The sequence below is a fragment of the Enterobacter cloacae complex sp. P13B genome, from assembly GCF_014895915.1.
GTDB lineage: Bacteria > Pseudomonadota > Gammaproteobacteria > Enterobacterales > Enterobacteriaceae > Enterobacter > Enterobacter bugandensis.
In genome coordinates this window covers 76,595-100,279 of record NZ_JADBQN010000014.1, presented here as the reverse complement: position 1 = coordinate 100,279, position 23,685 = coordinate 76,595, and the positions used below count along the sequence as shown (strand labels likewise).

Annotated in this window: 21 protein-coding genes and 1 pseudogene; 11 read left to right on the top strand and 11 right to left on the bottom strand. The window is 55.9% G+C overall.

Annotation, left to right across the window (positions count from 1 at the left end; all coding sequences use genetic code 11):
- Position 1: 1 nt before the first annotated feature.
- The 3 genes from IM273_RS08135 (at position 2) to ghrB (ending at position 3,339) form a co-directional block, all read left to right on the top strand.
- Positions 2–940, top strand: coding sequence for a sugar kinase (locus tag IM273_RS08135; protein WP_028015082.1), 939 nt, complete (start codon positions 2–4; stop codon positions 938–940).
- 117 nt (positions 941–1,057) lie between these two features.
- Positions 1,058–2,338 (top strand): MFS transporter, encoded by a 1,281-nt coding sequence (locus IM273_RS08130; protein WP_028015081.1) that lies wholly within the window; start codon positions 1,058–1,060, stop codon positions 2,336–2,338.
- Between the two features lie 26 nt (positions 2,339–2,364).
- Positions 2,365–3,339: a glyoxylate/hydroxypyruvate reductase GhrB gene (gene ghrB / locus IM273_RS08125; RefSeq protein WP_047366950.1), complete on the top strand. Its 975-nt coding sequence runs from the start codon at positions 2,365–2,367 to the stop codon at positions 3,337–3,339.
- Positions 3,340–3,397: 58 nt separating this feature from the next.
- Here ghrB and cspA read toward each other — a convergent pair whose 3' ends face one another.
- Together cspA and IM273_RS08115 are read right to left on the bottom strand one after the other, a co-directional pair.
- Positions 3,398–3,610 (bottom strand): RNA chaperone/antiterminator CspA, encoded by a 213-nt coding sequence (cspA, locus tag IM273_RS08120; RefSeq protein WP_003860775.1) that lies wholly within the window; start codon positions 3,608–3,610, stop codon positions 3,398–3,400.
- Between the two features lie 247 nt (positions 3,611–3,857).
- The gene (locus tag IM273_RS08115; RefSeq protein ID WP_045260020.1) at positions 3,858–4,568 is read right to left on the bottom strand and encodes a DUF3053 domain-containing protein; all 711 of its coding nucleotides are present in this window, start codon (positions 4,566–4,568) and stop codon (positions 3,858–3,860) included.
- A 331-nt stretch (positions 4,569–4,899) separates the two neighbouring features.
- Here IM273_RS08115 and IM273_RS08110 point away from each other — a divergent pair, with 331 nt between their 5' ends.
- Positions 4,900–5,187, top strand: coding sequence for an HTH-type transcriptional regulator (locus IM273_RS08110; RefSeq protein ID WP_028015078.1), 288 nt, complete (start codon positions 4,900–4,902; stop codon positions 5,185–5,187).
- A gap of 38 nt (positions 5,188–5,225) precedes the next feature.
- On the opposite strand, the gene IM273_RS08105 is transcribed toward IM273_RS08110, so the two are convergent.
- The gene (locus IM273_RS08105; protein WP_193051716.1) at positions 5,226–6,845 is read right to left on the bottom strand and encodes an ABC-F family ATP-binding cassette domain-containing protein; all 1,620 of its coding nucleotides are present in this window, start codon (positions 6,843–6,845) and stop codon (positions 5,226–5,228) included.
- 795 nt (positions 6,846–7,640) lie between these two features.
- On the opposite strand from IM273_RS08105, the pseudogene IM273_RS22680 reads away from it, so the two are divergent.
- A pseudogene (locus tag IM273_RS22680) lies at positions 7,641–7,865 on the top strand (hypothetical protein); the annotation flags it as partial.
- Entirely contained in the window at positions 7,793–8,203 is a 411-nt protein-coding gene (locus IM273_RS08095) for a hypothetical protein (protein ID WP_305043626.1), read from the top strand. The pseudogene IM273_RS22680 and the gene IM273_RS08095, both read left to right, overlap by 73 nt.
- A gap of 93 nt (positions 8,204–8,296) precedes the next feature.
- On the opposite strand, the gene glyS is transcribed toward IM273_RS08095, so the two are convergent.
- The 3 genes from glyS to IM273_RS08080 all read right to left on the bottom strand — a co-directional run bounded on the left by glyS (position 8,297) and on the right by IM273_RS08080 (position 11,753).
- Positions 8,297–10,366 carry a glycine--tRNA ligase subunit beta gene (glyS, locus tag IM273_RS08090; protein WP_193051715.1) on the bottom strand — a complete coding sequence of 690 codons (2,070 nt, stop codon included), beginning with the start codon at positions 10,364–10,366 and terminating at the stop codon, positions 8,297–8,299.
- 9 nt (positions 10,367–10,375) lie between these two features.
- Complete coding sequence (gene glyQ / locus IM273_RS08085) at positions 10,376–11,287, bottom strand: glycine--tRNA ligase subunit alpha (protein WP_003860141.1); 912 nt, start codon at positions 11,285–11,287, stop codon at positions 10,376–10,378.
- A 160-nt stretch (positions 11,288–11,447) separates the two neighbouring features.
- Positions 11,448–11,753, bottom strand: coding sequence for a YsaB family lipoprotein (locus IM273_RS08080; RefSeq protein WP_028015074.1), 306 nt, complete (start codon positions 11,751–11,753; stop codon positions 11,448–11,450).
- A 182-nt stretch (positions 11,754–11,935) separates the two neighbouring features.
- Between IM273_RS08080 and IM273_RS08075 the strand changes: the two genes are divergently transcribed.
- A complete protein-coding gene (locus IM273_RS08075; RefSeq protein WP_126300638.1) occupies positions 11,936–12,931 on the top strand; it encodes an acyltransferase in 996 nt (331 codons plus the stop codon).
- On the opposite strand, the gene IM273_RS08070 is transcribed toward IM273_RS08075, so the two are convergent.
- The 4 genes from IM273_RS08070 to xylA form a co-directional block, all read right to left on the bottom strand.
- Positions 12,924–13,844: a GlxA family transcriptional regulator gene (locus IM273_RS08070; RefSeq protein ID WP_045260023.1), complete on the bottom strand. Its 921-nt coding sequence runs from the start codon at positions 13,842–13,844 to the stop codon at positions 12,924–12,926. The two genes, IM273_RS08075 and IM273_RS08070, sit on opposite strands and share 8 nt — an antisense overlap.
- On the bottom strand, positions 13,844–14,383 hold the full coding sequence (locus IM273_RS08065; protein WP_028015071.1) for an isochorismatase family protein: 540 nt from the start codon (positions 14,381–14,383) through the stop codon (positions 13,844–13,846). Before IM273_RS08065 ends, IM273_RS08070 begins: the two co-directional genes overlap by 1 nt.
- Before the next feature lie 103 nt (positions 14,384–14,486).
- Entirely contained in the window at positions 14,487–15,941 is a 1,455-nt protein-coding gene (xylB, locus tag IM273_RS08060) for a xylulokinase (protein WP_193051714.1), read from the bottom strand.
- Between the two features lie 61 nt (positions 15,942–16,002).
- Positions 16,003–17,325, bottom strand: a complete 1,323-nt coding sequence (gene xylA / locus IM273_RS08055) for a xylose isomerase (RefSeq protein ID WP_088204493.1) — start codon at positions 17,323–17,325, stop codon at positions 16,003–16,005.
- 371 nt (positions 17,326–17,696) lie between these two features.
- Here xylA and xylF point away from each other — a divergent pair, with 371 nt between their 5' ends.
- The 4 genes from xylF (at position 17,697) to xylR (ending at position 22,674) form a co-directional block, all read left to right on the top strand.
- A complete protein-coding gene (gene xylF / locus IM273_RS08050) occupies positions 17,697–18,689 on the top strand; it encodes a D-xylose ABC transporter substrate-binding protein (protein ID WP_028015068.1) in 993 nt (330 codons plus the stop codon).
- 72 nt (positions 18,690–18,761) lie between these two features.
- Entirely contained in the window at positions 18,762–20,303 is a 1,542-nt protein-coding gene (locus IM273_RS08045) for a xylose ABC transporter ATP-binding protein (protein ID WP_193051713.1), read from the top strand.
- The gene (xylH, locus tag IM273_RS08040) at positions 20,281–21,462 is read left to right on the top strand and encodes a xylose ABC transporter permease XylH (protein WP_028015066.1); all 1,182 of its coding nucleotides are present in this window, start codon (positions 20,281–20,283) and stop codon (positions 21,460–21,462) included. Before IM273_RS08045 ends, xylH begins: the two co-directional genes overlap by 23 nt.
- Before the next feature lie 33 nt (positions 21,463–21,495).
- Positions 21,496–22,674, top strand: a complete 1,179-nt coding sequence (xylR, locus tag IM273_RS08035) for a D-xylose utilization transcriptional activator XylR (protein ID WP_059357115.1) — start codon at positions 21,496–21,498, stop codon at positions 22,672–22,674.
- 39 nt (positions 22,675–22,713) lie between these two features.
- On the opposite strand, the gene IM273_RS08030 is transcribed toward xylR, so the two are convergent.
- The gene (locus IM273_RS08030; RefSeq protein WP_032644950.1) at positions 22,714–23,538 is read right to left on the bottom strand and encodes a protein bax; all 825 of its coding nucleotides are present in this window, start codon (positions 23,536–23,538) and stop codon (positions 22,714–22,716) included.
- Positions 23,539–23,685 lie beyond the last annotated feature (147 nt).

Here is a 23,685-nt window from a genome sequence, read left to right as displayed (position 1 = left end):
CATGCACAAAACGCTGGATGCCATCACGATCGGCGAGGCTATGGCGATGTTTGTCGCGACCGAAACGGGCGAACTGAGCGCGGTTGAGCACTTTATCAAACGCGTAGCGGGCGCAGAGCTGAATGTCGCGACCGGCCTGGCGCGTCTCGGTCTGAACGTCGGCTGGGTCAGCCGCGTGGGGGATGACAGCTTTGGCCATTTCGTTCTCGACTCGCTGAAAAAAGAGAATATTGATGCCGCAGGCGTCACCCTGGACGGACGCTTTCCTACCGGCTTTCAGCTTAAATCGAAGGTCGAGAATGGAACCGATCCCATCGTGGAGTATTTCCGCAAAGGTTCGGCGGCAAGCCATCTCTCAACGGAAGATTACCACGCCGGCTATTTTGCCTCCGCGCGCCATCTGCACCTGAGCGGCGTGGCAGCGGCGCTCTCTGACAGTTCCTATGAACTGCTGGACCATGCGGCAACGACCATGAAGTCGCTGGGCAAAACGATCTCTTTCGATCCGAATTTGCGACCGGTGCTGTGGAAAAGCGAAGCGGAAATGGTCGAGAAGCTGAACCGCCTGGCGTTCCAGGCTGACTGGGTTCTGCCGGGCCTGAAAGAGGGGATGATTCTGACGGGTGAAAATACGCCGGAAGGCATTGCTGATTTCTATCTGAATCAAGGGGTAAAAGCGGTAGTGCTGAAGACCGGTGCCGATGGTGCATGGTTCAAAACGGCCGACGGCGAACAGGGCGCGGTCGCAGCGGTGAAGGTTGAGAACGTTGTCGACACCGTCGGCGCGGGCGATGGCTTTGCCGTAGGCGTCATTAGCGCCCTGCTGGAAGGCAAACCGCTGCAGCAGGCCGTCGCGCGGGGCAATAAGATTGGCTCGCTGGCGATTCAGGTGCAGGGCGACAGCGAAGGATTGCCAACGCGAGCAGAGCTCGGCGTTTAAATTCCCTCTCCCTGTGGGAGAGGGCCAGGGTGAGGGCAGCATGCCACACCAAATAATTAAGCCACCGTGTACCCTACAGACAACGGCGGTAACAACCTCAACAACAGAGGCAAGCCTATGAACAGTTCGACCAATGCAGTAAAACGCTGGTGGTACATCATGCCAATCGTGTTTATCACGTACAGCCTGGCGTACCTCGATCGTGCCAACTTCAGCTTCGCGTCCGCGGCGGGGATCACCGAAGACCTCGGTATCACCAAAGGTATTTCATCCCTGCTGGGTGCCCTTTTCTTCCTGGGCTACTTCTTCTTCCAGATCCCCGGCGCGATTTACGCGGAACGCCGCAGCGTGCGTAAGCTGATCTTCATCTGTCTGATCCTGTGGGGCGCCTGCGCGTCACTGACCGGCGTGGTGAACAATATTCCTGCCCTGGCGGCCATTCGCTTTATCCTCGGCGTCGTTGAGGCAGCGGTCATGCCGGCGATGCTGATTTACATCAGCAACTGGTTTACCAAATCTGAACGTTCACGCGCGAATACCTTCCTGATCCTCGGTAACCCGGTCACCGTACTGTGGATGTCGGTAGTCTCCGGCTACCTGATCCAGTCCTTCGGCTGGCGCGAGATGTTTATCATCGAAGGGGTACCCGCAATTATCTGGGCATTCTGCTGGTGGGTGCTGGTAAAAGATAAGCCTGCCCAGGCGAAGTGGCTTTCCGAAGATGAAAAAGCCGCGCTGCAGGCGCAACTGGATAAAGAGCAGCAGGGGCTGAAGGCGGTACGCAACTACGGCGAAGCGTTCCGCTCCCGCAACGTTATCCTGCTCTGCGCGCAGTACTTTACCTGGAGTATCGGCGTGTACGGGTTTGTGCTGTGGCTGCCGTCGATTATCCGCAGCGGCGGCGAGAACCTCGGCATGGTGGAAGTGGGCTGGCTCTCTTCCGTACCGTATCTCGCAGCGACCATCGCGATGATCGTTGTCTCCTGGGCGTCGGACAAGCTGCAAAACCGCAAGCTGTTTGTCTGGCCGCTGCTGCTGATTGCCGCTTTCGCCTTCATCGGCTCGTGGGCGGTGGGCGCGAATCACTTCTGGGCCTCTTATACCCTGCTGGTGATTGCCGGTGCCGCCATGTACGCCCCGTACGGTCCGTTTTTTGCCATCATCCCGGAAATGCTGCCGCGTAACGTCGCGGGCGGTGCAATGGCATTGATTAACAGTATGGGCGCGCTGGGGTCGTTCTGCGGATCCTGGTTCGTCGGCTACCTGAACGGTGTGACCGGCAGCCCATCCGCGTCGTACATCTTTATGGGGGTAGCGCTTTTCGCCTCCGTGTGGCTTACTTTGATTGTTAAGCCTGCTAATAATCAACAGCACCTCGTCGGCGCACGCCACGCCTGAATCCTTAAAAATCAACGGAGATTAGCATGAAGCCGTCCGTCATTTTGTATAAAGCTCTGCCGGAAGATCTGCAGAAACGCCTGGAAGAACACTTCACCGTTACGCAGGTGAAGAACCTGAGCCCGGAGACCGTGGCGCAGCACGCCGATGCGTTCGCCAGCGCCGAAGGCTTGCTGGGTTCAAGCGAAAAAGTGGATGTCGCCCTGCTGGAGAAAATGCCGAAGCTTCGTGCTACCTCAACCGTTTCCGTGGGTTATGACAATTTCGACGTGGATGCCCTGAACGCCCGTAAAATCCTGCTGATGCACACGCCGCATGCCCTGACGGAAACCGTGGCAGATACGCTGATGGCGCTGGTGCTCAGCACGGCCCGTCGCGTGGTGGAAGTGGCCGAGCGTGTGAAAGCCGGCGAATGGACGAAAAGCATTGGGCCGGACTGGTTCGGCGTGGATGTGCATGGCAAAACGCTGGGCATCGTGGGTATGGGGCGTATCGGGCTGGCGCTGGCGCAGCGCGCGCATTTCGGCTTCAACATGCCGATTCTGTATAACGCGCGCCGTCATCACAGTGAAGCAGAAGAACGCTTCAACGCGCGTTACTGCGAGCTGGATACGCTGCTGCAGGAAGCCGATTTTGTTTGCCTGATCCTGCCGCTGACGGATGAAACGCGCCATCTGATTGGCAAATCCGCGTTTGAAAAAATGAAGAAGTCCGCCATCTTCATCAACGCGGGTCGCGGCCCGGTGGTGGATGAGCAGGCGCTGATTGAAGCGCTGCAAAACGGCGAGATCCACGCCGCGGGTCTGGACGTGTTTGAGCAGGAGCCGCTTCCGGTGGATTCCCCGCTGCTGAGCATGCCAAACGTCGTCGCCCTGCCACACATCGGCTCTGCTACCCACGAGACGCGCTACAATATGGCGGCGACGGCGGTAGATAACCTGATAGCCGCGCTTGCTGGAAAAGTAGACAGGAACTGCGTTAACCCGCAGATCCAACAGTAGAAACGAAAAAACCCGCCAGAAGGCGGGTTTTTGAATTTTGTGCTACTGGGTTGGAAGCTTACAGGCTTACAACGTTACCAGCTGCTGGGCCTTTAGCGCCGCTTTCGATGGTGAAGGAAACTTTCTGACCTTCGTCCAGAGATTTGTAGCCATCGTTCTGGATAGCAGAGAAGTGTACGAACACGTCTTTAGAGCCATCGTCAGGAGTGATGAAGCCGAAACCTTTATCAGCGTTGAACCATTTAACCAGACCAGTCATTTTAGCAGACATAGAAATTACCTTATTAACAAATATATTGTGCCTTCCGGCTTGATGGATTGCGTTACAGATTTTTAAGCGATGAAGGAAGGGTCACTACGAAGGGTATCTATGGATAACAATCTGGACTGCTTTACTAAACTGCTTTAGGTCTGTGTAACAAACCGACGCGAACAGTTATACCGATGTGGTAGAGGAATGACAAGCGTTATTTTCTGAATGCCGAAAAAAAACCCCGCCTGAGGCGGGGTTTTTCGGTTTATTCTGTGGCAGCGACTGCTGCGCCCCACGCCTGGCTAAAGGCCTGGTGCTGGGCGGCCAGCGGCCCAATCAGCGTATTGTACTGACTTGCCTGCTGCGAGGTTGGGAACTGAATGCCGTTGGCAACAAAGCTCACCTGTGTCCCCTGCTGCGAGATAAAATCCCCGACCTGAACCAGCTGCTGAGTGAAGACCTGCGCGGCCGGAATCAGCGGTTGTATCGCTTCAGACGGTTTCGTCACTACTTTCTCATACACTTTATCGAAGACCGGTTTAAGATCCTCGCCCTGCTTCAGCGCAGAACGTGACGCGTCAGCCTGCATTTTCGCATTTTGCAGCTGCTGGCTCAGCACGCCGAGCGCACCGTTGGACTGGCGCAGCGGCTCGCGCTGAGTCATATAATCCTGGGGAACACGGATGGCGTTCACGCTATCCACTACCGGGCGGATACCGGAGTCCATCGCCTGGCTCACCTGCTGTGAATACCCATAAAGAATGGCGTAATCGGACACAAAGGGGCCAAACTGTTTTTTCTGATCCGCAGTCAGCGTCGGCAACCGCTCGCCGCTGCGCATCACTGTATTCTGCAGAAAATCGATAAACGCTTTGCGCTGATCGCCTTCTTTATCAAAACACCCACTCAGGCTAACAACCATCAACAACGCCGCAATAGGCGCAAACCAGCGAGAGCAGGACTTTCCTGTCGCCATTTTATTACTCCTTTCACCCAAAAAAGCGCACACCGGCACACGCGTGCCCGACGCTGACAAGGATAGTCCAGGTCAGCCTTGCAAGATACTCTTTTCATGTAAAACGACTATTGCCGATTTATTTCTTACTATTTACAAAAAAATACCTGGCGAAGCCGACATATGGTTAATCAGGGAATTAGCATAACTTTCCAGATAGCTGAATCGCGTAAAGCGATCGTTACCGCACGATTAATCACAGCCGTGACGATCCTCGGTTTGTATTAGGGACTATTCTTAACTGGCTCTCTGATGTTCTTGATCACGATGTGAGATTTAAGAGGAGTTCTCAATGGAATATAAAGATCCTGAGTTTGAGCTGCTGAGCAGTCTGGAACAGATCGTTTTTAAAGATGTACCGCAGGCCATTACCCTGCAACAAAAATCCAATCCCTTTACAGAATATGAGCAATTGCGCAAAGGGACAGGACTGAAAACTGAAGAATTCGCCAGAGCGATGGGTGTCAGCGTGGCTATGGTGCTGGAGTGGGAGTCAAAACGAGAGAAACCCACCCCAACCGAGTTAAAGCTGATGCGCCTGATTCAGGCCAACCCTGCACTCAGCAAACAGATAGCGTAGTAAAGTTTGAACGCCCCCGCCTCTGCGGGGGCTTGTGTTTAAAGGCTCTCGAAACGCCAGCCCGTCTCTTCCCACACCATCTCGTGCGTCAACGTTAACCCTTTTAAAAACGCATCATCGTGTGACACCACCAGCAGCGCGCCGGGGAAACCAGCCAGCGCCGCTTCAATAGCCTGCACTGAAGCCAGATCCAGATGGTTGGTCGGTTCATCCAGCAACAGGAGCTGCGTGGCCTCCCCGCGCCAAAGCACGCAGGCCAGCGCAGCCTTCAAACGCTCACCACCGCTCAGTTCCGCCAGCGGGAGCGAGACTTTGTCGGCCCCCAGCTGAAGCTGGGCTAAACGGGTGCGTAACATACCCTCTTCCATGGGCGTATTGCCCAGGTTGAGGTGCGTCATGACCGACTGCGACAGATCGAGCCGGGAAAGATGCTGATCGAGATAAGCACAGCTGACCGACACCTTGCAGGTTCCCGAGCGTGGACTAATGTCGCCGAGGATGGCTTTCAACAGCGTCGATTTCCCGCAGCCGTTCGGACCTTTTAGCGCCACCCGCATTGGCCCGTCCATCCGCCAGCTGAGCGGAGGAACAGGCACATGCGGCAGCACCAGATCTTCCAGCACCAGCACCTGTTTACCTTCCGGGATCTGACTCCCCGGCAGGGTAAACATCACCGGGTTATCTTCCTTAACCCGCTCACGCGCCTTGTTTACCGCGGCATTCAGGGCTTCATTTTGCTCGCTGTGCTGTTTTTTCCAGGCGCCGATACGTTCCTTTGCCGCGCCTTTGTATTTGACGCGTTCAAACGACGCGATATTCAGGGTATCGACGGTGCGTAATGTTTTCGCCGAGCGCCGCTGGCTGTCGTCATGCTCTTTTTGCATACGTGCGCGGGTGCGTTTGCGCTCCGTGGCCGCATGTTCCAGCGCCGCGCGGGCCGCCTGCTGTTCGGCATCGCGCTGGGTTTGATAATCCGCATAATTCCCGCCGTAGCTGCGCAGCCCGCCGCTGCTTAGCTCAAGAATACGCGGCACCTGCGCCAGCAGTTCACGGTCATGGGAGGCGACGAGCACGCCGCCCTGATAGCGGGCAAACTGGTCGTAGAACCACACCCGTCCTTGTCGATCCAGATGGTTAGTCGGTTCGTCCAGCAGCAGGAAATCCGCTTCAGCCGTAAACGCCCCGCACAGCAGCGCGCGAATACGCTCGCCGCCGCTGAGCTCACCGGCTGGCTTATCTGGATCAAACGGCGGAAGTTTCGCCCGGGCAAACGCCTCGCCAAGACGTTCAGCTAAATCCCAGAATCCATCAAGCATTTCCAGATCGTCAGGCTGGTAATCGCCGCTGTCGATACGCGCTCGCGCCGAAAAGATGGCCTCGTACCCGAGCAGCTCAGCCAGCGTCGTGTGCGGCAAAATGTCCTGCTGCTGAGCCACATAGACATGTGTTCCGGTACGTTCAATATGCCCGCTTGCAGGCTCATCAAGCCCCGCCAGCAGACGCAGCAGACGCGTTTTCCCGCTGCCGTTACGGCCAACCAGAGCGCACAGAGACGGCTCCAGAGAAAAACTCAGCGGACCAAAAAGGGTATCGCCCGTCGCAAACTGACAGGTGACCTGATGCAAAATAAAAGAAGGGGGCTGCGCAAAATGAGCCATAAGCACTCCTGAATGAAATCAAAACATCCCCTGCCCACGCGGTGGCGTTTAGCAAGGATCGAAATTCATCAGTCGTGTTTGTTCATTTTTGGGGGGCGCTCCAGAGCGAGAAATTTAACGGAGATAAGGATAGCGGTAATGGGTTGACCATTTCAAGGTTAAATTTTGGACGATTTGTACTCCCTCTCCCTTTGGGCTGAGGGATCCCCACCAAATATTGCCTGCACAGACGGCCCCCTCTCCCTTGAGGGAGAGGGCTGGGGTGAGGGGAAGCATACGACTCTGGTGGTCATTCCGTTCACTTTATGTTCCTTGCTACTCTGTAACGACAATACCCGTGAACGTGCCAGGGTGGCTCAGTCGCCACCACCCTGGCTACCCGGGCTCCCGGCGGTAAATCGCCGCTACGCGGTACCTTCGGCTTATTCCTTCCGGCTTATCGGGGACGGGCGGAGGTAACATCCCTGTAAAGCCCGCCCTCTCGGCGCATCCATGCGCCTCGCCCCGGCCTGCAGGAAACGCCTCAGCGATTTACAGCCGGACCATAGCGTCGCTGTAAGACCTCTGCCCGCAATATGTTTTTCATTGCGGTAATTTTGCGAGTCTCTTTCCAGAAATGGTAATATCCTCAGTGGCATAGCTCAAATCTATTGCCGCCTGTTTTGATGAGCAGTAAGTTCTCTTTGCACCTGCAAAATCAGGTGCCGGGTTTAGCATCCTGGCTTATCTTATCGGCGGCACATTATGTGCAGCATGCTTTGCTACATCTCAATGGTGGGCTGAGCAGGGGCATCGAAAGATGCGCCGGTATCCGATAAGGCCGGTAATGCTAACTCTGTTCAGTCCACCACCAGCGAAGTTAGCATTTCCGGTGGTGGAAGCTTTATCACTTATCGGAGGCTGCCAATATGGCTACTACCCCAACCCAAGCTCATTCTTTATTCACCCTGCCCTTCAACCACGCCACCGACTTCACCGAACAGGCGGATAACTGCGAACGTTTTACCGACGCACTGGTAGATTGCGAAGAACCCGCCCCAAAAATGGCGCTTTACGGCAGACTTTATGCCTGTCTGAATCTTCTGCAACCCACGCTTCTGGAACCTGTTCCGGACGCTTTAAAAGCCAGCCTGACCGTGAAGGAACTCCCGTCACGCGTTCCGGCTTTCGAACCCGAATGCGATCAGCTGGGGCGCTACTGTCAGGAGCTTACGCAGATGCTGATGAACGGCTCACTGTCGCGACAATCTGAAATCGTGATGGAAGATTTGCTGTGCGAGCTGGTCAGCTACTTTGCTGATACGCTGAAGGCACCGCGCTGGCTGCAGACAGACGAAGGCACAATCGCGATCGGCTAAACCTGCCGGATGGCGCTGCGCTTATCCGGTCTACAAAAGACCCATAAAAAAACCCGCCGAAGCGGGTTTTTAGCATTTGTTACAACGGGCACATTACTGCAACAGCGAAATATCCGCCACGCGCAGGAACAGCTCGCGCAGTTTTTCGAGCATGGAGAGACGGTTAATACGCAGTTCTTTATCTTCTACGTTCACCATCACTTTCTCGAAGAAGGCGTCGATCACATCACGCAGCTCCGCCAGCTCCACCAGCGCTTCCTGGTAACGACCTTCCGCGAAGTACGGTTCGAGCTTGTCGCGCAGCACCACAACCTGCATCGCCAGGGCGATCTCTTCCGGCTCTTTCAGCGTCGCGGCGTTTACGCGCTCGTTCAGCGTCTCGTCGGATTTCGCCAGGATGTTGGATACACGCTTGTTGGCCGCCGCCAGAGCAGATGCCGCTTCCAGCGTACGGAAGTGGGAAACCGCCTTCATACGCGCATCGAAATCAGCCGGACGGGTTGGACGACGCGCCAGCACCGCCTGAATGGTGTCGACGGTGTAACCTTCGTCCTGATACCACGCGCGGAAACGGCCGAGCATAAAGTCGATCACGTCATCCACCACGTTCGTGTTGGTCAGCTTGTCGCCGTACAGACGCACCGCTTCTTCGGTCAGGGTCTGCAGATCAAGGTTCAGGTTCTTCTCAACGATGATGCGCAGCACGCCCAGCGCGGCACGACGCAGCGCAAACGGGTCTTTATCGCCTTTCGGATGCTGGCCGATACCGAAGATACCCGCCAGGGTGTCCATCTTATCGGCAATCGCTACAGCGCAGGCAACCGGGTTGGACGGCAGATCGTCGCCCGCAAAGCGCGGCTGATACTGCTCGTTCAGAGCTACGGCCACGTCTTCCGCTTCGCCATCGTGACGCGCGTAGTGCATGCCCATTACGCCCTGGGTGTCGGTGAATTCGAACACCATGTTGGTCATCAGGTCGCATTTGGAGAGCAGGCCCGCACGGGTCGCGTGGTTAACGTCGGCACCGATTTCACGGGCGATCCAGCCGGACAGCTCCGCGATACGGTCGGTTTTGTCGCGCAGCGTACCCAGCTGCTGCTGGAACAGCACGGTCTGCAGGCGCGGCAGGTTATCTTCCAGACGCTTTTTACGGTCGGTATTGAAGAAGAACTCGGCATCCGCCAGACGCGGGCGCACCACTTTCTCGTTACCAGAGATAATCTGGCTCGGATCTTTCGATTCGATGTTCGCCACGAAGATGAAGTTTGGCAGCAGCTTGCCGTCGTTGGCGTAAACCGGGAAGTACTTCTGGTCACCCTTCATGGTGTAAACCAGCGCTTCTGCCGGAACGGCCAGGAATTTCTCTTCGAATTTCGCGGTCAGCACAACCGGCCATTCCACCAGAGAAGTGACCTCTTCCAGCAGGCTGTCGCTCAGGTCGGCATTACCGCCAATCTTACGCGCCGCTTCTTCCGCGTCCGCTTTAATTTTGGCTTTACGCTGTTCGTAGTCGGCAATCACTTTACCGCGTTCCAGCAGGATCTGCGGATACTGGTCGGCATTGTCGATGGTGAACTCTGGCTCGCCCATAAAGCGGTGGCCGCGGATCACGCGATCGGACGCCACGCCCAGAATGGTCGCCGGGATAACGGTATCGCCCAGCAGCAGGGTCACGGTGTGCACCGGACGCACGAAGTGTACGTCGGACGCGCCCCAGCGCATCAGCTTAGGAATCGGCAGCTTCGCCAGAGAAGTGGCGATCATGTTTGGCAGCAGCGCTTCAGCGCTTTCGCCTTTCACGTGGGCACGATACAGCAGCCATTCGCCTTTATCCGTGGTCAGACGCTCGGCCTGATCAACGGTGATGCCGCAGCCGCGCGCCCAGCCTTCGGCAGCCTTGCTTGGCTTGCCTTCCGCGTCAAACGCCTGGGCAATCGCCGGGCCACGTTTTTCAACTTCACGATCCGGCTGAGACGCCGCAAGATTTGCCACTTTCAGCGCCAGACGACGCGGTGCAGCAAACCACTCAATTTTACCGTGCGCCAGGCCAGCGTTATCCAGCTCGGCGGTCACGTTCGCAGCAAAAGATTCAGCCAGGCTGCGCAGGGCTTTTGGTGGCAGCTCTTCGGTGCCGATTTCCACCAGGAAAGTTTTCTCAGACATGGCCGCCTCTTATTTGTTTCGGTTGCACATCGGGAAGCCAAGGGCTTCACGGGACGCGTAGTAAGCTTCTGCAACGGCTTTGGTCAGGGTACGAATACGCAGAATGTAGCGCTGACGTTCAGTCACGGAGATGGCTTTGCGGGCGTCCAGCAGGTTGAAGCTGTGGGCGGCCTTCAGAATACGCTCGTAGGCAGGCAGCGGCAGCGGAGTCTCCAGCGCCAGCAGCTGCTGTGCCTCTTTCTCGTACTGCTCGAAGCAGGTGAACAGGAAGTCCACGTCCGCGTATTCGAAGTTATAGGTGGATTGCTCCACTTCGTTCTGATGGAACACGTCGCCGTAGGTGGTTTTACCCAGCGGGCCGTCGCTCCAGACCAGGTCGTAAACGCTGTCTACGCCCTGAATGTACATGGCCAGACGTTCCAGACCGTAGGTGATTTCACCGGTGATTGGCTTACATTCCAGACCGCCAACCTGCTGGAAGTAGGTGAACTGGGTCACTTCCATGCCGTTCAGCCACACTTCCCAACCCAGACCCCAGGCACCCAGCGTTGGGTTTTCCCAGTTATCTTCCACGAAACGGATGTCGTGGATGGTTGGATCCATACCCAGCTCTTTCAGCGACCCGAGATACAGTTCCTGAATGTTGTCGGGTGATGGCTTAATCACCACCTGGAACTGATAGTAATGCTGCAGACGGTTCGGGTTTTCACCGTAACGACCATCGGTAGGACGACGGGAAGGCTGCACATACGCGGTCGCCATTGGCTCTGGCCCCAACGCGCGCAGGCTGGTCATCGGGTGTGAAGTGCCGGCGCCGACTTCCATGTCCAAAGGTTGAACAATGGTACAGCCCTGACGAGCCCAGTAATCCTGTAAGGTCAGGATCAGGCCCTGGAAGGTCTTGGTATCAAACTTTTGCATAGTATTTCGTGCTGGATACGTGTGGTTTTAAATGGAAGGGACCAGTATACCCGCTGGCTGCAAGATATACAGTACGAAACGGGGTTGTTTAGGGAAAATTGGGAAATAAGCCTTCCGGCCAGAACGCTGGTGGCGTCTGGTTGTTGATTATGCGAGCAGGCTAGCGCATGGAGAGATGTAAAAACTGACCGTCCGCATCAAACGAGCAGACAAAGCCCTCTTTGCGCGCAGTATACCCTCTAAGCTCATAGCTGCCCTGAAAGCGCTCAAACCCAATGACGTTAATTTTCTGAACGTCCGAGTTATAGCGCCGAGCGGCCCGCTCTTTACAGAGCGCTTCCATATTCAGCGAACGCTCCGGGCTTATTTTTCCCTGCTGCGCTTTTTGCACGGGGACTTCCTGTGGCGCACTGCATCCTGCCAGCATCAACAGCAGAAAGAGTGATGCCACACGCTTCATCATCATTTTTATTACCGTCCTGGTCAGCGGCTGTTATTTTTAATATCAACACTTTTATAGATTAAGGTCTGCCATTCTGCGAATCTCGCGGTCTCCCGGCAAGCCTGCGCATAAAACTCAGAATTTTCCAAACGAAGACTTTTGGACGATGGGAGTCCCACTCACTTTACAGGGAATACGAGGAACTGATGCCGTCAAAAATTAACTGGATTGATAACCTGCGCGGAATAGCGTGTCTGATGGTGGTCATGATCCACACGACGACCTGGTATGTCACGAATGCCCACAGCATCAGCCCCGTTAACTGGGATATTGCCAATATCCTCAACTCCGCGTCGCGCGTCAGCGTGCCGCTGTTTTTTATGATTTCCGGCTTTCTCTTTTTTGGCGAGCGTAGCGCGCAGCCGAGGCACTTCATCCGCATCGCTGCCTGTCTGGGGTTCTACAGCGCCGTTGCCCTGCTCTATATCACCCTGTTTACCTCCATTAACGCCGGGTTATCCCTCAAATATTTGCTGCAAAAACCGGTTTTCTACCACCTGTGGTTCTTCTTCGCCATCATCGTTATCTATCTGGTCTCTCCGCTCATTCAGGTGAAAAACGTCAGCGGGAAAATGCTTCTGGCTCTGATGGTGGTGATTGGCATCGTCGCCAATCCGAACACGGTCTCGCAGAAAATCGACGGTTTCGAATGGTTGCCGGTAAACCTCTATATCAACGGCGACACCTTCTACTACGTGCTTTACGGCATGCTGGGGCGCGCCATCGGGATGATGGACACGCAAAAGCGCGGTCTGAACTGGCTCTGCGGAGCGCTGTTTATCGCCGGCGTGGCGGTGATTTCACGCGGGACGCTACATGAGCTTCAGTGGCGCGGCAATTTTGCCGATACCTGGTATCTGTATTGCGGGCCGATGGTCTTTATCTGTGCCGTATCGCTGCTCACGCTCGTTAAAAACACCCTGAATGCGCGTCCCCTTCCCGTGCTGGGCTTTATCTCGCGGCACTCGCTGGGAATTTACGGTTTTCACGCGCTGGTGATCCACGCCCTGCGAACAAGGGGCGTTGAGCTCAAAAGCTGGCCGGTGCTGGATATCGTCTGGATTTTTGCCGCTACGCTGGTTATCAGCCTGCTGCTGTCGATGCTGCTGCAAAAAATCGACGCGCGCCGCTTCGTCAGCTAACGCTGCGCTGCCGGGCGCGGTGGTACTGGCGCGGGGAGGAGAAGCCTGCCGCCAGAGAGGCCTGTTCCACGCCGCGCCCCTGCATCAGCCACTGCTCCGCCACCGCCAGACGCAGCTGCTCCAGATAATCGCGGACGCTAATCCCTAAATGCGTCTGGAAAAGCCGGGTGAGATGGCGCGGGCTGACGTGCGCCAGTGCGGCGATATCAGGCAAGCTCCACGTTTTTTGCGGCTCGGCGGTGAGCGCATCCTGCGCCCGATGGATCGCCGGATGAAGATGGTTGCGATAGCGCAGCCACGGTGAAAGCTGGGGATCGTCACCGGAACGGCGGAACCAGACCACCATCTCGCGCGCCACGGCCAGCGCCTTTTCGGGACCGCACAGGCGGTTAATCATATGCAGCGCCAGATCGATGCCCGACGTGATCCCCGCGCTGGTCCAGATATTCTCGTCCTGTACAAAGATGCGGTTTTCTTTAATCGTCGCCGTGGGAGCCACAGTGCGTAAACGGCTGATAACGTCATGGTGGGTTGTGCACTGTTTGTTATTCAGCAGGCCCGATTTCGCCGCCAGCAGCGCACCAGAACAGACGCACATCACCGTGATATCCCGGCGCTGAATGACCGGCTGCAAGCGCATTAGCCAGTGCTGGATCTGCTGCGCCTGCGGCGTTGAGAACTGAACGCGGGAGTCGCTCACCCCCGGCAGGACAAGCAGACTCCCCGGAGGCAGACTTTCCGGCAACGGCTGGATGCCGCCCATCGTCAGGCCTATCGACGTCGGCACGTCCGGTTGCGGCCCAATGTAATGCAGACGAAACGCGTCGCCAGCCAGCACAAAGGTCTCCGCCGGGCCTGACATATCCAGTGCCAGTACCCCGGGTAACATCACGAACCAGACGTCGATGCGCATTACAGTGACTCCAGCGTCTCCGCTACCGTTTTAATTTCGGCAAAACGCCCGGCCAGTACCGTCTCGGTACGATGGCGAATTTCCGCTGCGCTCAGGGTAATGCCCTTGTACATCATGGGAAACGTCAGCGTTGCCTCGCTCACAAACGTCACAGCATAACCCAGATCGGATGCTACCCGAGCGGTGGTTTCACAGCATTGTTCCGTGCGAATGCCGCAGATAATCAGCTGGTTGATATCACGCTCGCGCAGCCAGCGGTCAAGCCCGGTATCCGTGAAGGCATTATGGACGTGTTTCTGGAAAACCACATCCGGCTGATGACGCAAAAAGGCCATCGGTTTGACATAGCCGCTTTGCAGCGTGAAGGGGCCGTCTTCATCCACATGAAAAATATCAACGACAGGAATACCGCGCGCCTGGCAGCCTTCAATCAGCCCCAGCATCGCCTGCTGAAAGGCAGGAATGTCGCCCTCCTGCCAGTAAGGGCGATGATGGAAGGACTGCTGAGTATCAATATTGATGAGTGCAATGCGTGACATGATAAATCTCCTCGCCAGTGGGTGTGTCACCATACTGGCAAGGAAAGAGAGGCACGCACAGACCAAAAAAGGACATCCTCGTGCCTCTGTCGGACAAGCGAGTTTATGACATCAGCGGCAGCAGCTGCTGATAGATTTTGCGGAACACCTCGCGCCTTTCTGCATAACGGGCATGTCCTGCCGCGTCAGGCACATGCGCCTGTTCAAGCGTAAGCTGCGGCAGCAGTTGCGAAAGCGGCTTTTCCGGGTTCATAGCGATCTGCGCCAGACGCGCGGCGCCGAGCGCGGGGCCAACATCCCCTCCCGTGCGGAAATCCAGCTGCAACCCGCTGATATCCGCCAGCATCTGTCGCCAGTAAGGGCTTCGCGCGCCGCCGCCAATCAGGGTGACGCTCGCCGGTTTCAGGCCGCAGTCGTGCACTACATCCATTCCGTCGGCCAGCGCATACCCCACACCTTCCAGAACCGCACGCGCCAGCTCTGCCGGGCCGTGCTGATGGGTTAGGCCAAAGAATACCCCTTTCGCTTCCGGGTTGTTGTGCGGCGTACGCTCGCCAGAAAGATAGGGTAAAAACCAGACGGTACTCGCCGCGTCATCCGCCTGCTGCGCCGCCGCAATGAGTGCCGGAACGTCCGCCATGCCGGTAAGCTTCGCCGCCCAGTCCAGGCAGGATGCCGCGCTCAGCATCACCGACATCAAATGCCATTTTCCCGGAAGCGCATGACAGAAACTGTGCACAGCGCTTTCGGGATTGCTGCGATAGCCGTCGCTGACGGCAAAATAGACCCCAGAGGTTCCCAGCGACAGCATCGTCTGCCCCGCCTCAACCATCCCGACACCCACGGCACCCGCCGCGTTATCACCGCCCCCGGCCACCACCGGTACGGCAAGCATATTCCAGCGTTCCGCAACGTCTGGCAGCAGCGTACCCGTCACCTCACAGCCTTCGAACAGCGCGGGCATATGTTCCCGGGTCAGATGGCAGGCATCCAGCATCGCCTCGCTCCAGTCGCGCTTCGCCACGTCGAGCCACATGGTGCCCGCGGCATCGGACATGTCGCTGGCGAAATCGCCCGTCATACGAAAGCGCAGATAGTCTTTCGGCAGCAGGACTTTCGCCACCTGACGGAAAATCTCCGGCTCGTGGCGCTGTACCCACAAAAGTTTTGGTGCGGTGAAGCCCGGCATCATCAGGTTGCCCGTAATCTCGCGGGACGTGGGCACACGCGCTTCAAGGATTGCGCACTCTTCCGCACAGCGGCCATCGTTCCAGAGAATAGCCGGGCGCAGAACGCGATGCTGGCTATCCAGCAACGTTGCACCATGCATTTGTCCGGCAATGCCCAGCGCTTTCACGTCGCGCAGGCTGTGCTGCTCGCCTAAGGCTTTTATCGCGCGATCCGTCGCCTGCCACCACTGCTCCGGGTCCTGCTCCGACCACAGCGGATGCGGGCGTGAAACCTGCAGCTTTTCAGTCTGCGTTGCTAACACGTCGCCCTGCTCGCTTAACAGGATGGCTTTCACACCCGATGTGCCAAGATCGATCCCGATATACATTGTGGTGACTCCTTTGACAGAAATGCCCGGTGGCGCTTCCGCTTACCGGGCCTGGATGCTGTTATTTATCGAACAGGTAGTGATTAACCAGGTTTTCCAGCAATTCCTGATGCCCGCTCTGGTGCTGCGGCGCCAGCTGCTGTTGTTCAGCGTACTTCGCGATGTCCGCAAGCGATAACTGACCCTTCAAAATTTGCTGGCCCAGCTCACTGTTCCAGCCGCTGTAGCGCTTCGCCACGCGCTTATCCAGCTCGCCGTCTTCAATCATACGCGCCGCCACTTTCAGCGCCAGCGCCATGGTGTCCATCGCGCCAATGTGGCCGTAGAACAGATCGTATTTGTCGGTGCTCTGGCGACGCACCTTGGCGTCAAAGTTGAGGCCGCCGGTGGTGAAACCGCCCGCTTTGACGATCTCGTACATCACCAGCGCATTCTCTTCCACGCTGTTCGGGAACTGGTCGGTATCCCAGCCCAGCTGCGGATCGCCGCGGTTCGCATCTACCGATCCGAAGATGCCCAGCGCAATCGCAGAGGCAATTTCGTGATGGAATGAGTGGCCCGCCAGGGTAGCGTGGTTAGCCTCAATATTCACTTTGATCTCTTTTTCCAGACCAAACTGCTTCAGGAAGCCATACACGGTCGCGACATCGTAGTCGTACTGATGCTTGGTTGGTTCCTGCGGTTTAGGCTCGATCAGCAGCGTGCCGCGGAAGCCGATTTTGTGCTTATGGTCGACAACCATCTGCATAAAGCGGCCAATCTGCTCGCGCTCCTGGCGCAGGTCGGTATTGAGCAGGGTTTCATAGCCTTCACGGCCGCCCCACAGGACATAGTTTTCGCCGCCCAGCTGATGCGTAGCGTTCATTGCCGTCACCACCTGCGTAGCCGCCCAGCTAAACACTTCCGGATCCGGGTTGGTGGCCGCACCCGCACCATAGCGTGGGTTGGTGAAGCAGTTTGCCGTACCCCAGAGCAGCTTCACGCCGCTTTGCTGCTGTTTTTCTGCCAGCACGTCCACCATCTGCGCAAAATTGTTCAGGTACTCTTTCAGCGACGCCCCTTCCGGCGATACGTCAACATCATGGAAGCAGTAGTACGGCACGTTCAGCTTGTGGAAGAACTCAAACGCCACGTCGGCTTTGCGTTTCGCCAGCTCGATGGCCTCACCCGGCTGTTGCCACGGACGGTCAAAGGAACCCACGCCGAACATATCGGCGCCGTTCCAGCAGAAGGTATGCCAGTAACAGGCGGCAAAGCGCAGATGATCTTCCATGCGCTTACCCAGCACCAGCTCATCCGGATTGTAGTGACGAAATGCTAAAGGATTGGTCGTTTTTGGGCCTTCGTAACGAACGCGATCGAGTTGGTCGAAATAAGCTTGCATATTGAGCTCCATAATCAGGGTATGCGGCGAGTCGTTGATTCAGGAGCAATAGTGAATAGACATTTTGGGTTGCTCAATTACGTTATTTCACACTGCTATTGAGAGAATGCACAACTGTGCGCTGGCTCGCAAAATAATGCGCAGACAAACTATTTTTCGGCGCACATTCCAGAATCAAATGTAATTAAGGCGTTACGAATTTTAAAATCCGATCGCGGTCATAAATTCAGAAACAAACCAAATATCGTAATGAGAAGATAAAAATCTGTAATTGCCAGCCCGCCTTTCCGCGTTAAAAATTTGCTGCGACCCAGCAGTGAATGTTTCTTTTATCTCAGCAACACATACCCCTACAAAAAGGCCTAATAATTATGAAGATAAAGAACCTGACCCTAACGCTCTGCACTACGCTCCTCCTTGCAAGCTTTGCAGGGCATGCCAAGGAGGTCAAAATTGGCATGGCGATTGATGACCTGCGTCTGGAGCGCTGGCAAAAAGATCGCGATATTTTTGTGAAAAAAGCGGAATCACTCGGTGCGAATGTGTTTGTTCAGTCGGCTAACGGCAATGAAGAAACGCAAATGTCGCAGATCGAGAATATGATCAACCGGGGAGTCGATGTTCTGGTCATTATCCCTTATAACGGCCAGGTATTAAGTAACGTGGTGAAAGAAGCGAAGCAGGAAGGCATAAAAGTTCTCGCTTATGACCGCATGATTAATAACGCCGATATTGATTATTATATTTCCTTCGACAATGAAAAAGTGGGCGAATTACAGGCGCAAAGCCTGATCGACAAAGTGCCTCAAGGCAATTATTTCCTGATGGGCGGTTCGCCGGTGGATAACAACGCCAAACTGTTCCGCGAAGGGCAAATGAAGGTCCTTAAGCCGTACATCGACAGCGGCAAAATTAAGGTGGTCGGCGATCAGTGGGCCGACGGATGGTTACCAGAAAATGCCCTGAAGATTATGGAAAATGCGCTGACGGCTAATAACAACAAAATTGATGCTGTCGTGGCCTCCAACGATGCCACAGCAGGCGGGGCTATTCAGGCTCTGAGTGCCCAGGGACTGGCCGGTAAAGTCGCGATTTCTGGTCAGGATGCCGACCTGGCGGGCGTAAAACGCATTATCGCAGGTACCCAGACCATGACGGTCTACAAACCGATTACCGAACTTGCCAATACGGCGGCGGAAATTGCCGTTGAGCTGGGCAACGGTAAGCAACCTAAAGCAGATGCAACGCTGAATAACGGCCTGAAAGACGTTCCGGCTCGCCTGCTCACGCCAATTGAAGTCAATAAAGAGAACATTGACGCCACCGTTATTAAAGACGGTTTCCACAAGAAGAGCGAACTGTAATCCGGCGCTGCCCCTGCTCTGCGGGGGCGCATCACGTTGTACTGTTCTTCCCTCGGGTTATGTGGAGCAGTTATGCCTTATTTACTTGAAATGAAAAGCATCACCAAGCGCTTCGGCGCGGTGAAAGCCGTCGACAACGTCAGTCTCCGGTTGAACCCTGGCGAAGTGGTTTCGCTGTGTGGCGAGAACGGTTCGGGCAAATCAACGCTGATGAAAGTCCTGTGTGGGATCTACCCGCACGGCAGTTACGAAGGCGAAATTGTCTTTGCCGGTGAAGTCATCCAGGCGACGCACATTCGCGACACCGAACGTAAAGGCATCGCCATCATCCACCAGGAGCTGGCGCTGGTGAAACATCTCACCGTGCTGGAGAACATCTTCCTCGGAGCCGAGATTTCCCGCCACGGCGTGCTGGATTACGACACCATGACGCTCCGCTGTGAAAAGCTGCTGGCGCAGGTGAGCCTCAACATTTCACCGGATACCCGCGTGGGCGACCTGGGCCTGGGGCAACAGCAGCTGGTCGAAATTGCGAAGGCGCTGAATAAACAGGTCAGGCTGCTGATCCTCGATGAGCCAACGGCGTCGCTCACCGAACAGGAAACTGCGGTTCTGCTCAATATCATCCGCGATCTGCAAAACCACGGTATCGCCTGCATCTACATTTCGCACAAGCTGAACGAGGTAAAAGCCATTTCGGACACCATCTGCGTGATCCGCGACGGGCAACACATTGGCACGCGTGAAGCTGCGGGCATGAGTGAAGATGACATCATCACCATGATGGTGGGCCGCGAGCTGACCGCGCTCTACCCGAATGAGCCCCACACTAAGGGCGATGAAGTGCTGCGCGTGGAAAACCTGACCGCGTGGCACCCCGTTAACCGCCACATTAAGCGGGTCAATAACGTTTCGTTTTCCCTTCACAGCGGCGAAATTCTTGGGATTGCTGGGCTCGTCGGTGCCGGGCGTACCGAAGCCGTGCAGTGCCTGTTTGGCGTGTGGCCAGGGCGCTGGGAGGGCACGATATATATAGACGGCCAGCCCGTGAGAATCTACAACTGCCAGCAGGCGATTGCCCGCGGCATTGCCATGGTTCCGGAAGACCGCAAAAAAGACGGCATCGTACCGGTCATGGCGGTGGGTAAAAACATCACCCTTGCGGCACTCGATCGGTTCTCCGGCGCGCTGAGCAGCCTGGATGATGCCGCCGAGCAGCAGTGCATCCTTCAGTCACTTGCCCGGCTGAAGGTCAAAACCTCCTCGCCGGAACTGGCGATTGGCCGACTGAGCGGTGGTAACCAGCAGAAGGCGATTCTGGCGCGCTGTCTGCTCCTCAATCCACGCATATTAATCCTTGATGAGCCGACGCGCGGGATCGATATCGGTGCCAAATACGAAATCTACAAACTGATTAATCAGCTTGTACAGCAAGGGATTGCCGTCATTGTCATCTCGTCTGAGTTACCCGAAGTGCTCGGCCTGAGCGACCGCGTGCTGGTCATGCACGAGGGGAAACTGAAAGCCAACCTGATTAACCAGAACCTGACGCAGGAGCAGGTGATGGAAGCCGCTTTAAGGAGCGAACGTCATGTCGAAAAGCAATCCGTCTGATATCAAAGTCGCTGTTCCGACGCCCGGCGCGTTCGCGGGGCTAAAAGCGCTGAACCTGCAGGTTTTCGTGATGATCGCGGCGATTATCGTCATCATGCTATTCTTCACGTGGATGACGGATGGCTCGTACTTAAGCGCGCGTAACGTCTCAAACCTGCTCCGCCAGACCGCCATCACCGGCATCCTGGCCGTGGGCATGGTGTTCGTGATCATCTCTGCGGAAATCGACCTGTCGGTCGGGTCGATGATGGGTCTTCTCGGCGGCGTAGCGGCCATTTTTGACGTCTGGCTCGGCTGGCCGCTGCCGCTGACCGTGGCGGTGACGCTGGTACTGGGGCTGGTTTTAGGGGCCTGGAACGGCTGGTGGGTTGCCTATCGGAAGGTGCCATCGTTTATCGTCACCCTGGCGGGAATGCTGGCCTTCCGCGGGATCTTGATCGGTATCACCAACGGCACGACCGTCTCCCCGACCAGCGCGGCGATGTCGCAAATTGGCCAGAGTTACCTCCCGGACAGCATAGGCTTTACGATCGGCGTGGTGGGACTACTGGCGTTTGTCGCGTGGCAGTGGCGTGGACGTATGCGCCGTCAGGCGCTGGGTCTTGCGTCGCCAGCGTCAACGTCCGTGGTAGGACGTCAGGCGCTGACGGCGGTCATTGTGCTGGGCGCCATCTGGCTTCTTAACGACTATCGCGGCGTTCCGACGCCGGTACTGCTGCTGGCGCTGTTACTGCTCGGCGGCATGTTTATGGCGACGCGCACCGCGTTTGGCCGTCGTATTTATGCCATCGGCGGCAACCTTGAAGCTGCCCGCCTGTCGGGTATTAACGTCGAACGTACCAAGCTGGCGGTTTTCGCCATTAACGGCCTGATGGTCGCTATCGCCGGGTTGATCCTCAGCTCGCGTCTGGGGGCAGGCTCTCCTTCCGCCGGTAACATCGCCGAGCTGGATGCTATCGCTGCCTGCGTCATCGGTGGCACCAGCCTCGCAGGCGGTATCGGTAGCGTGGCTGGCGCGGTCATGGGGGCATTTATCATGGCGTCGTTGGATAACGGGATGAGTATGATGGACGTCCCGACGTTTTGGCAGTATATCGTCAAGGGGGCCATTCTTTTACTGGCAGTCTGGATGGACTCTGCCACCAAGCGACGAGCCTGATAACCGCATTGTGACTTAATTGGGAAGCGAGCCATGTTTGAAAAGCGTCACCGCATTACGTTGTTATTCAATGCCAACAAAGCCTACGACCGTCAGGTGGTCGAAGGCGTGGGTGAATATTTGCAGGCGTCGCAATCCGAATGGGATATTTTTATTGAAGAAGATTTCCGCACCCGTCTGGAGAACATCAAAGACTGGCTGGGTGATGGCGTCATCGCCGACTATGACGATCCCATCATCGAGCAGCTGCTAACCGACGTCGACGTGCCGATTGTGGGCGTCGGCGGCTCGTATCATTCACCCGAACACTACCCGCCGGTCCACTACATCGCCACCGATAACCATGCCCTGGTCGAGGCCGCCTTTCTCCATTTAAAGGAGAAAGGCGTCCATCGCTTCGCGTTTTATGGTTTACCCGCCACCAGCGGCAAGCGCTGGGCCGTGGAGCGTGAACATGCGTTTTGCCAGCTGGTCGCGCAGGAGAAGTACCGCGGCGTGGTCTATCAGGGGCTGGAAACCGCACCGGAAAACTGGCAGCACGCGCAAAACCGCCTGGCGGACTGGCTGCAAACGCTGCCGCCACAAACCGGCATTATTGCCGTGACGGACGCACGCGCCCGACACGTGCTGCAGGTCTGCGAACATTTGCATATCCCGGTGCCCGAAAAACTGTGCGTGATTGGCATTGATAACGAAGAACTGACCCGCTACCTGTCCCGCGTGGCGCTCTCCTCCGTAGCACAGGGCACACGTCAGATGGGCTATCAGGCGGCAAAGCTGTTGCACCGTCTGCTGGATAAAGAGTCTCTGCCGCTTCAGCGCCTGCTGGTGCCTCCTGTTCGCGTCGTAGAACGACGCTCAACGGATTATCGCTCCCTAAGCGACCCGGCCGTCATTCAGGCCATGCACTATATCCGCAACCACGCCTGCAAAGGAATTAAGGTCGATCAGGTGCTGGATTCGGTGGGCATTTCGCGTTCGAATCTGGAGAAGCGCTTCAAAGAAGAGGTGGGCGAAACCATTCATGCCGTCATCCATGCGGAGAAGCTGGAGAAGGCCCGCAGCCTGCTTGTCTCTACGTCACTGTCGATCAACGAAATCTCGCAGATGTGCGGCTATCCTTCGCTGCAGTATTTCTATTCGGTGTTTCGCAAAGAGTATGACACCACGCCGAAAGAGTACCGGGATCGCCACAGCGAGGTGCTGATCTAGAAAAGAAAACGCCTTCCAGTGGAAGGCGTTTTTTTGAGATTACATATGGGCGGCGATTAAGCGCTGGTTATCCTGGTACATAGCAAACAGATAGTTGTTATAGCTCTGTCCCTTCGTCGAATAACCTTTCAGCTTGTGAATCATCGTACTGGCCGTCACTTCCTGGTCCGCTTTACGCAGCTGAGCGCGTGATTTACGGAACGATGAGTAGGCCGGGTGCGTGTTCAGATTCACCACATAGGCGTTCACGGAATCTTTCACAGATTCAAACTGCGAATAGCCTTTCACCTTGCCAGGCGCATTCGTACAACGCCCTTTCGCACATTTCATGCCGAACAGGTTGTTGTTATTACGCGCCAGCTTAGAGGTTCCCCAGCCGCTTTCGGCTGCTGCCATGGTCGCTACCATGCTGCCTGGGATAATGTCCACACGCTCAAGGAGAGCATTCCACGGTACGCGACGCGTGTTACCGTTCCAGCTCAGTTTGTAGCGCTTCGTGATGTCTTTCAGACGCGCGCGTTCAGACGGCGACCAGCGGCTATCGTACTGTTTTGAAATTAACCAGTTACGATCCGCCGTAATCGCGGCATTTTGACTTGTTATGTAAGGCATTACCGTCCGGAGAAACGCTTTTTTTCTTGGTGTTCCGGAAGGGTATTTTCGCAAATCAGGAAGTGAACTACTCTTTGCACTATTGCGAGAATACTCTTGTTTACTGCTAACCTTACTACTTGTCGTCTTTATTACGTGGGCTTTCTTACTCGTTGTATCCGTGTGCGTCTTCGCAAGCACCCCACCCGAAAATGTCGTGGTGAGTAACATGAGTATCGCGGCCCCATATCGTCGAATGGGAGTCGATATCATTAGGTCTCCTGGTCGGATGTAATCATCCCAACACCTTATTTTTTTCACAAATTTGAGAGCGGAATCTCAAATCATATCAAAAATAGACTTCAAGAGCACGTATAGAAATAGTCCAAATCCGAAACTATGTCACCTGAAACTTGCTCA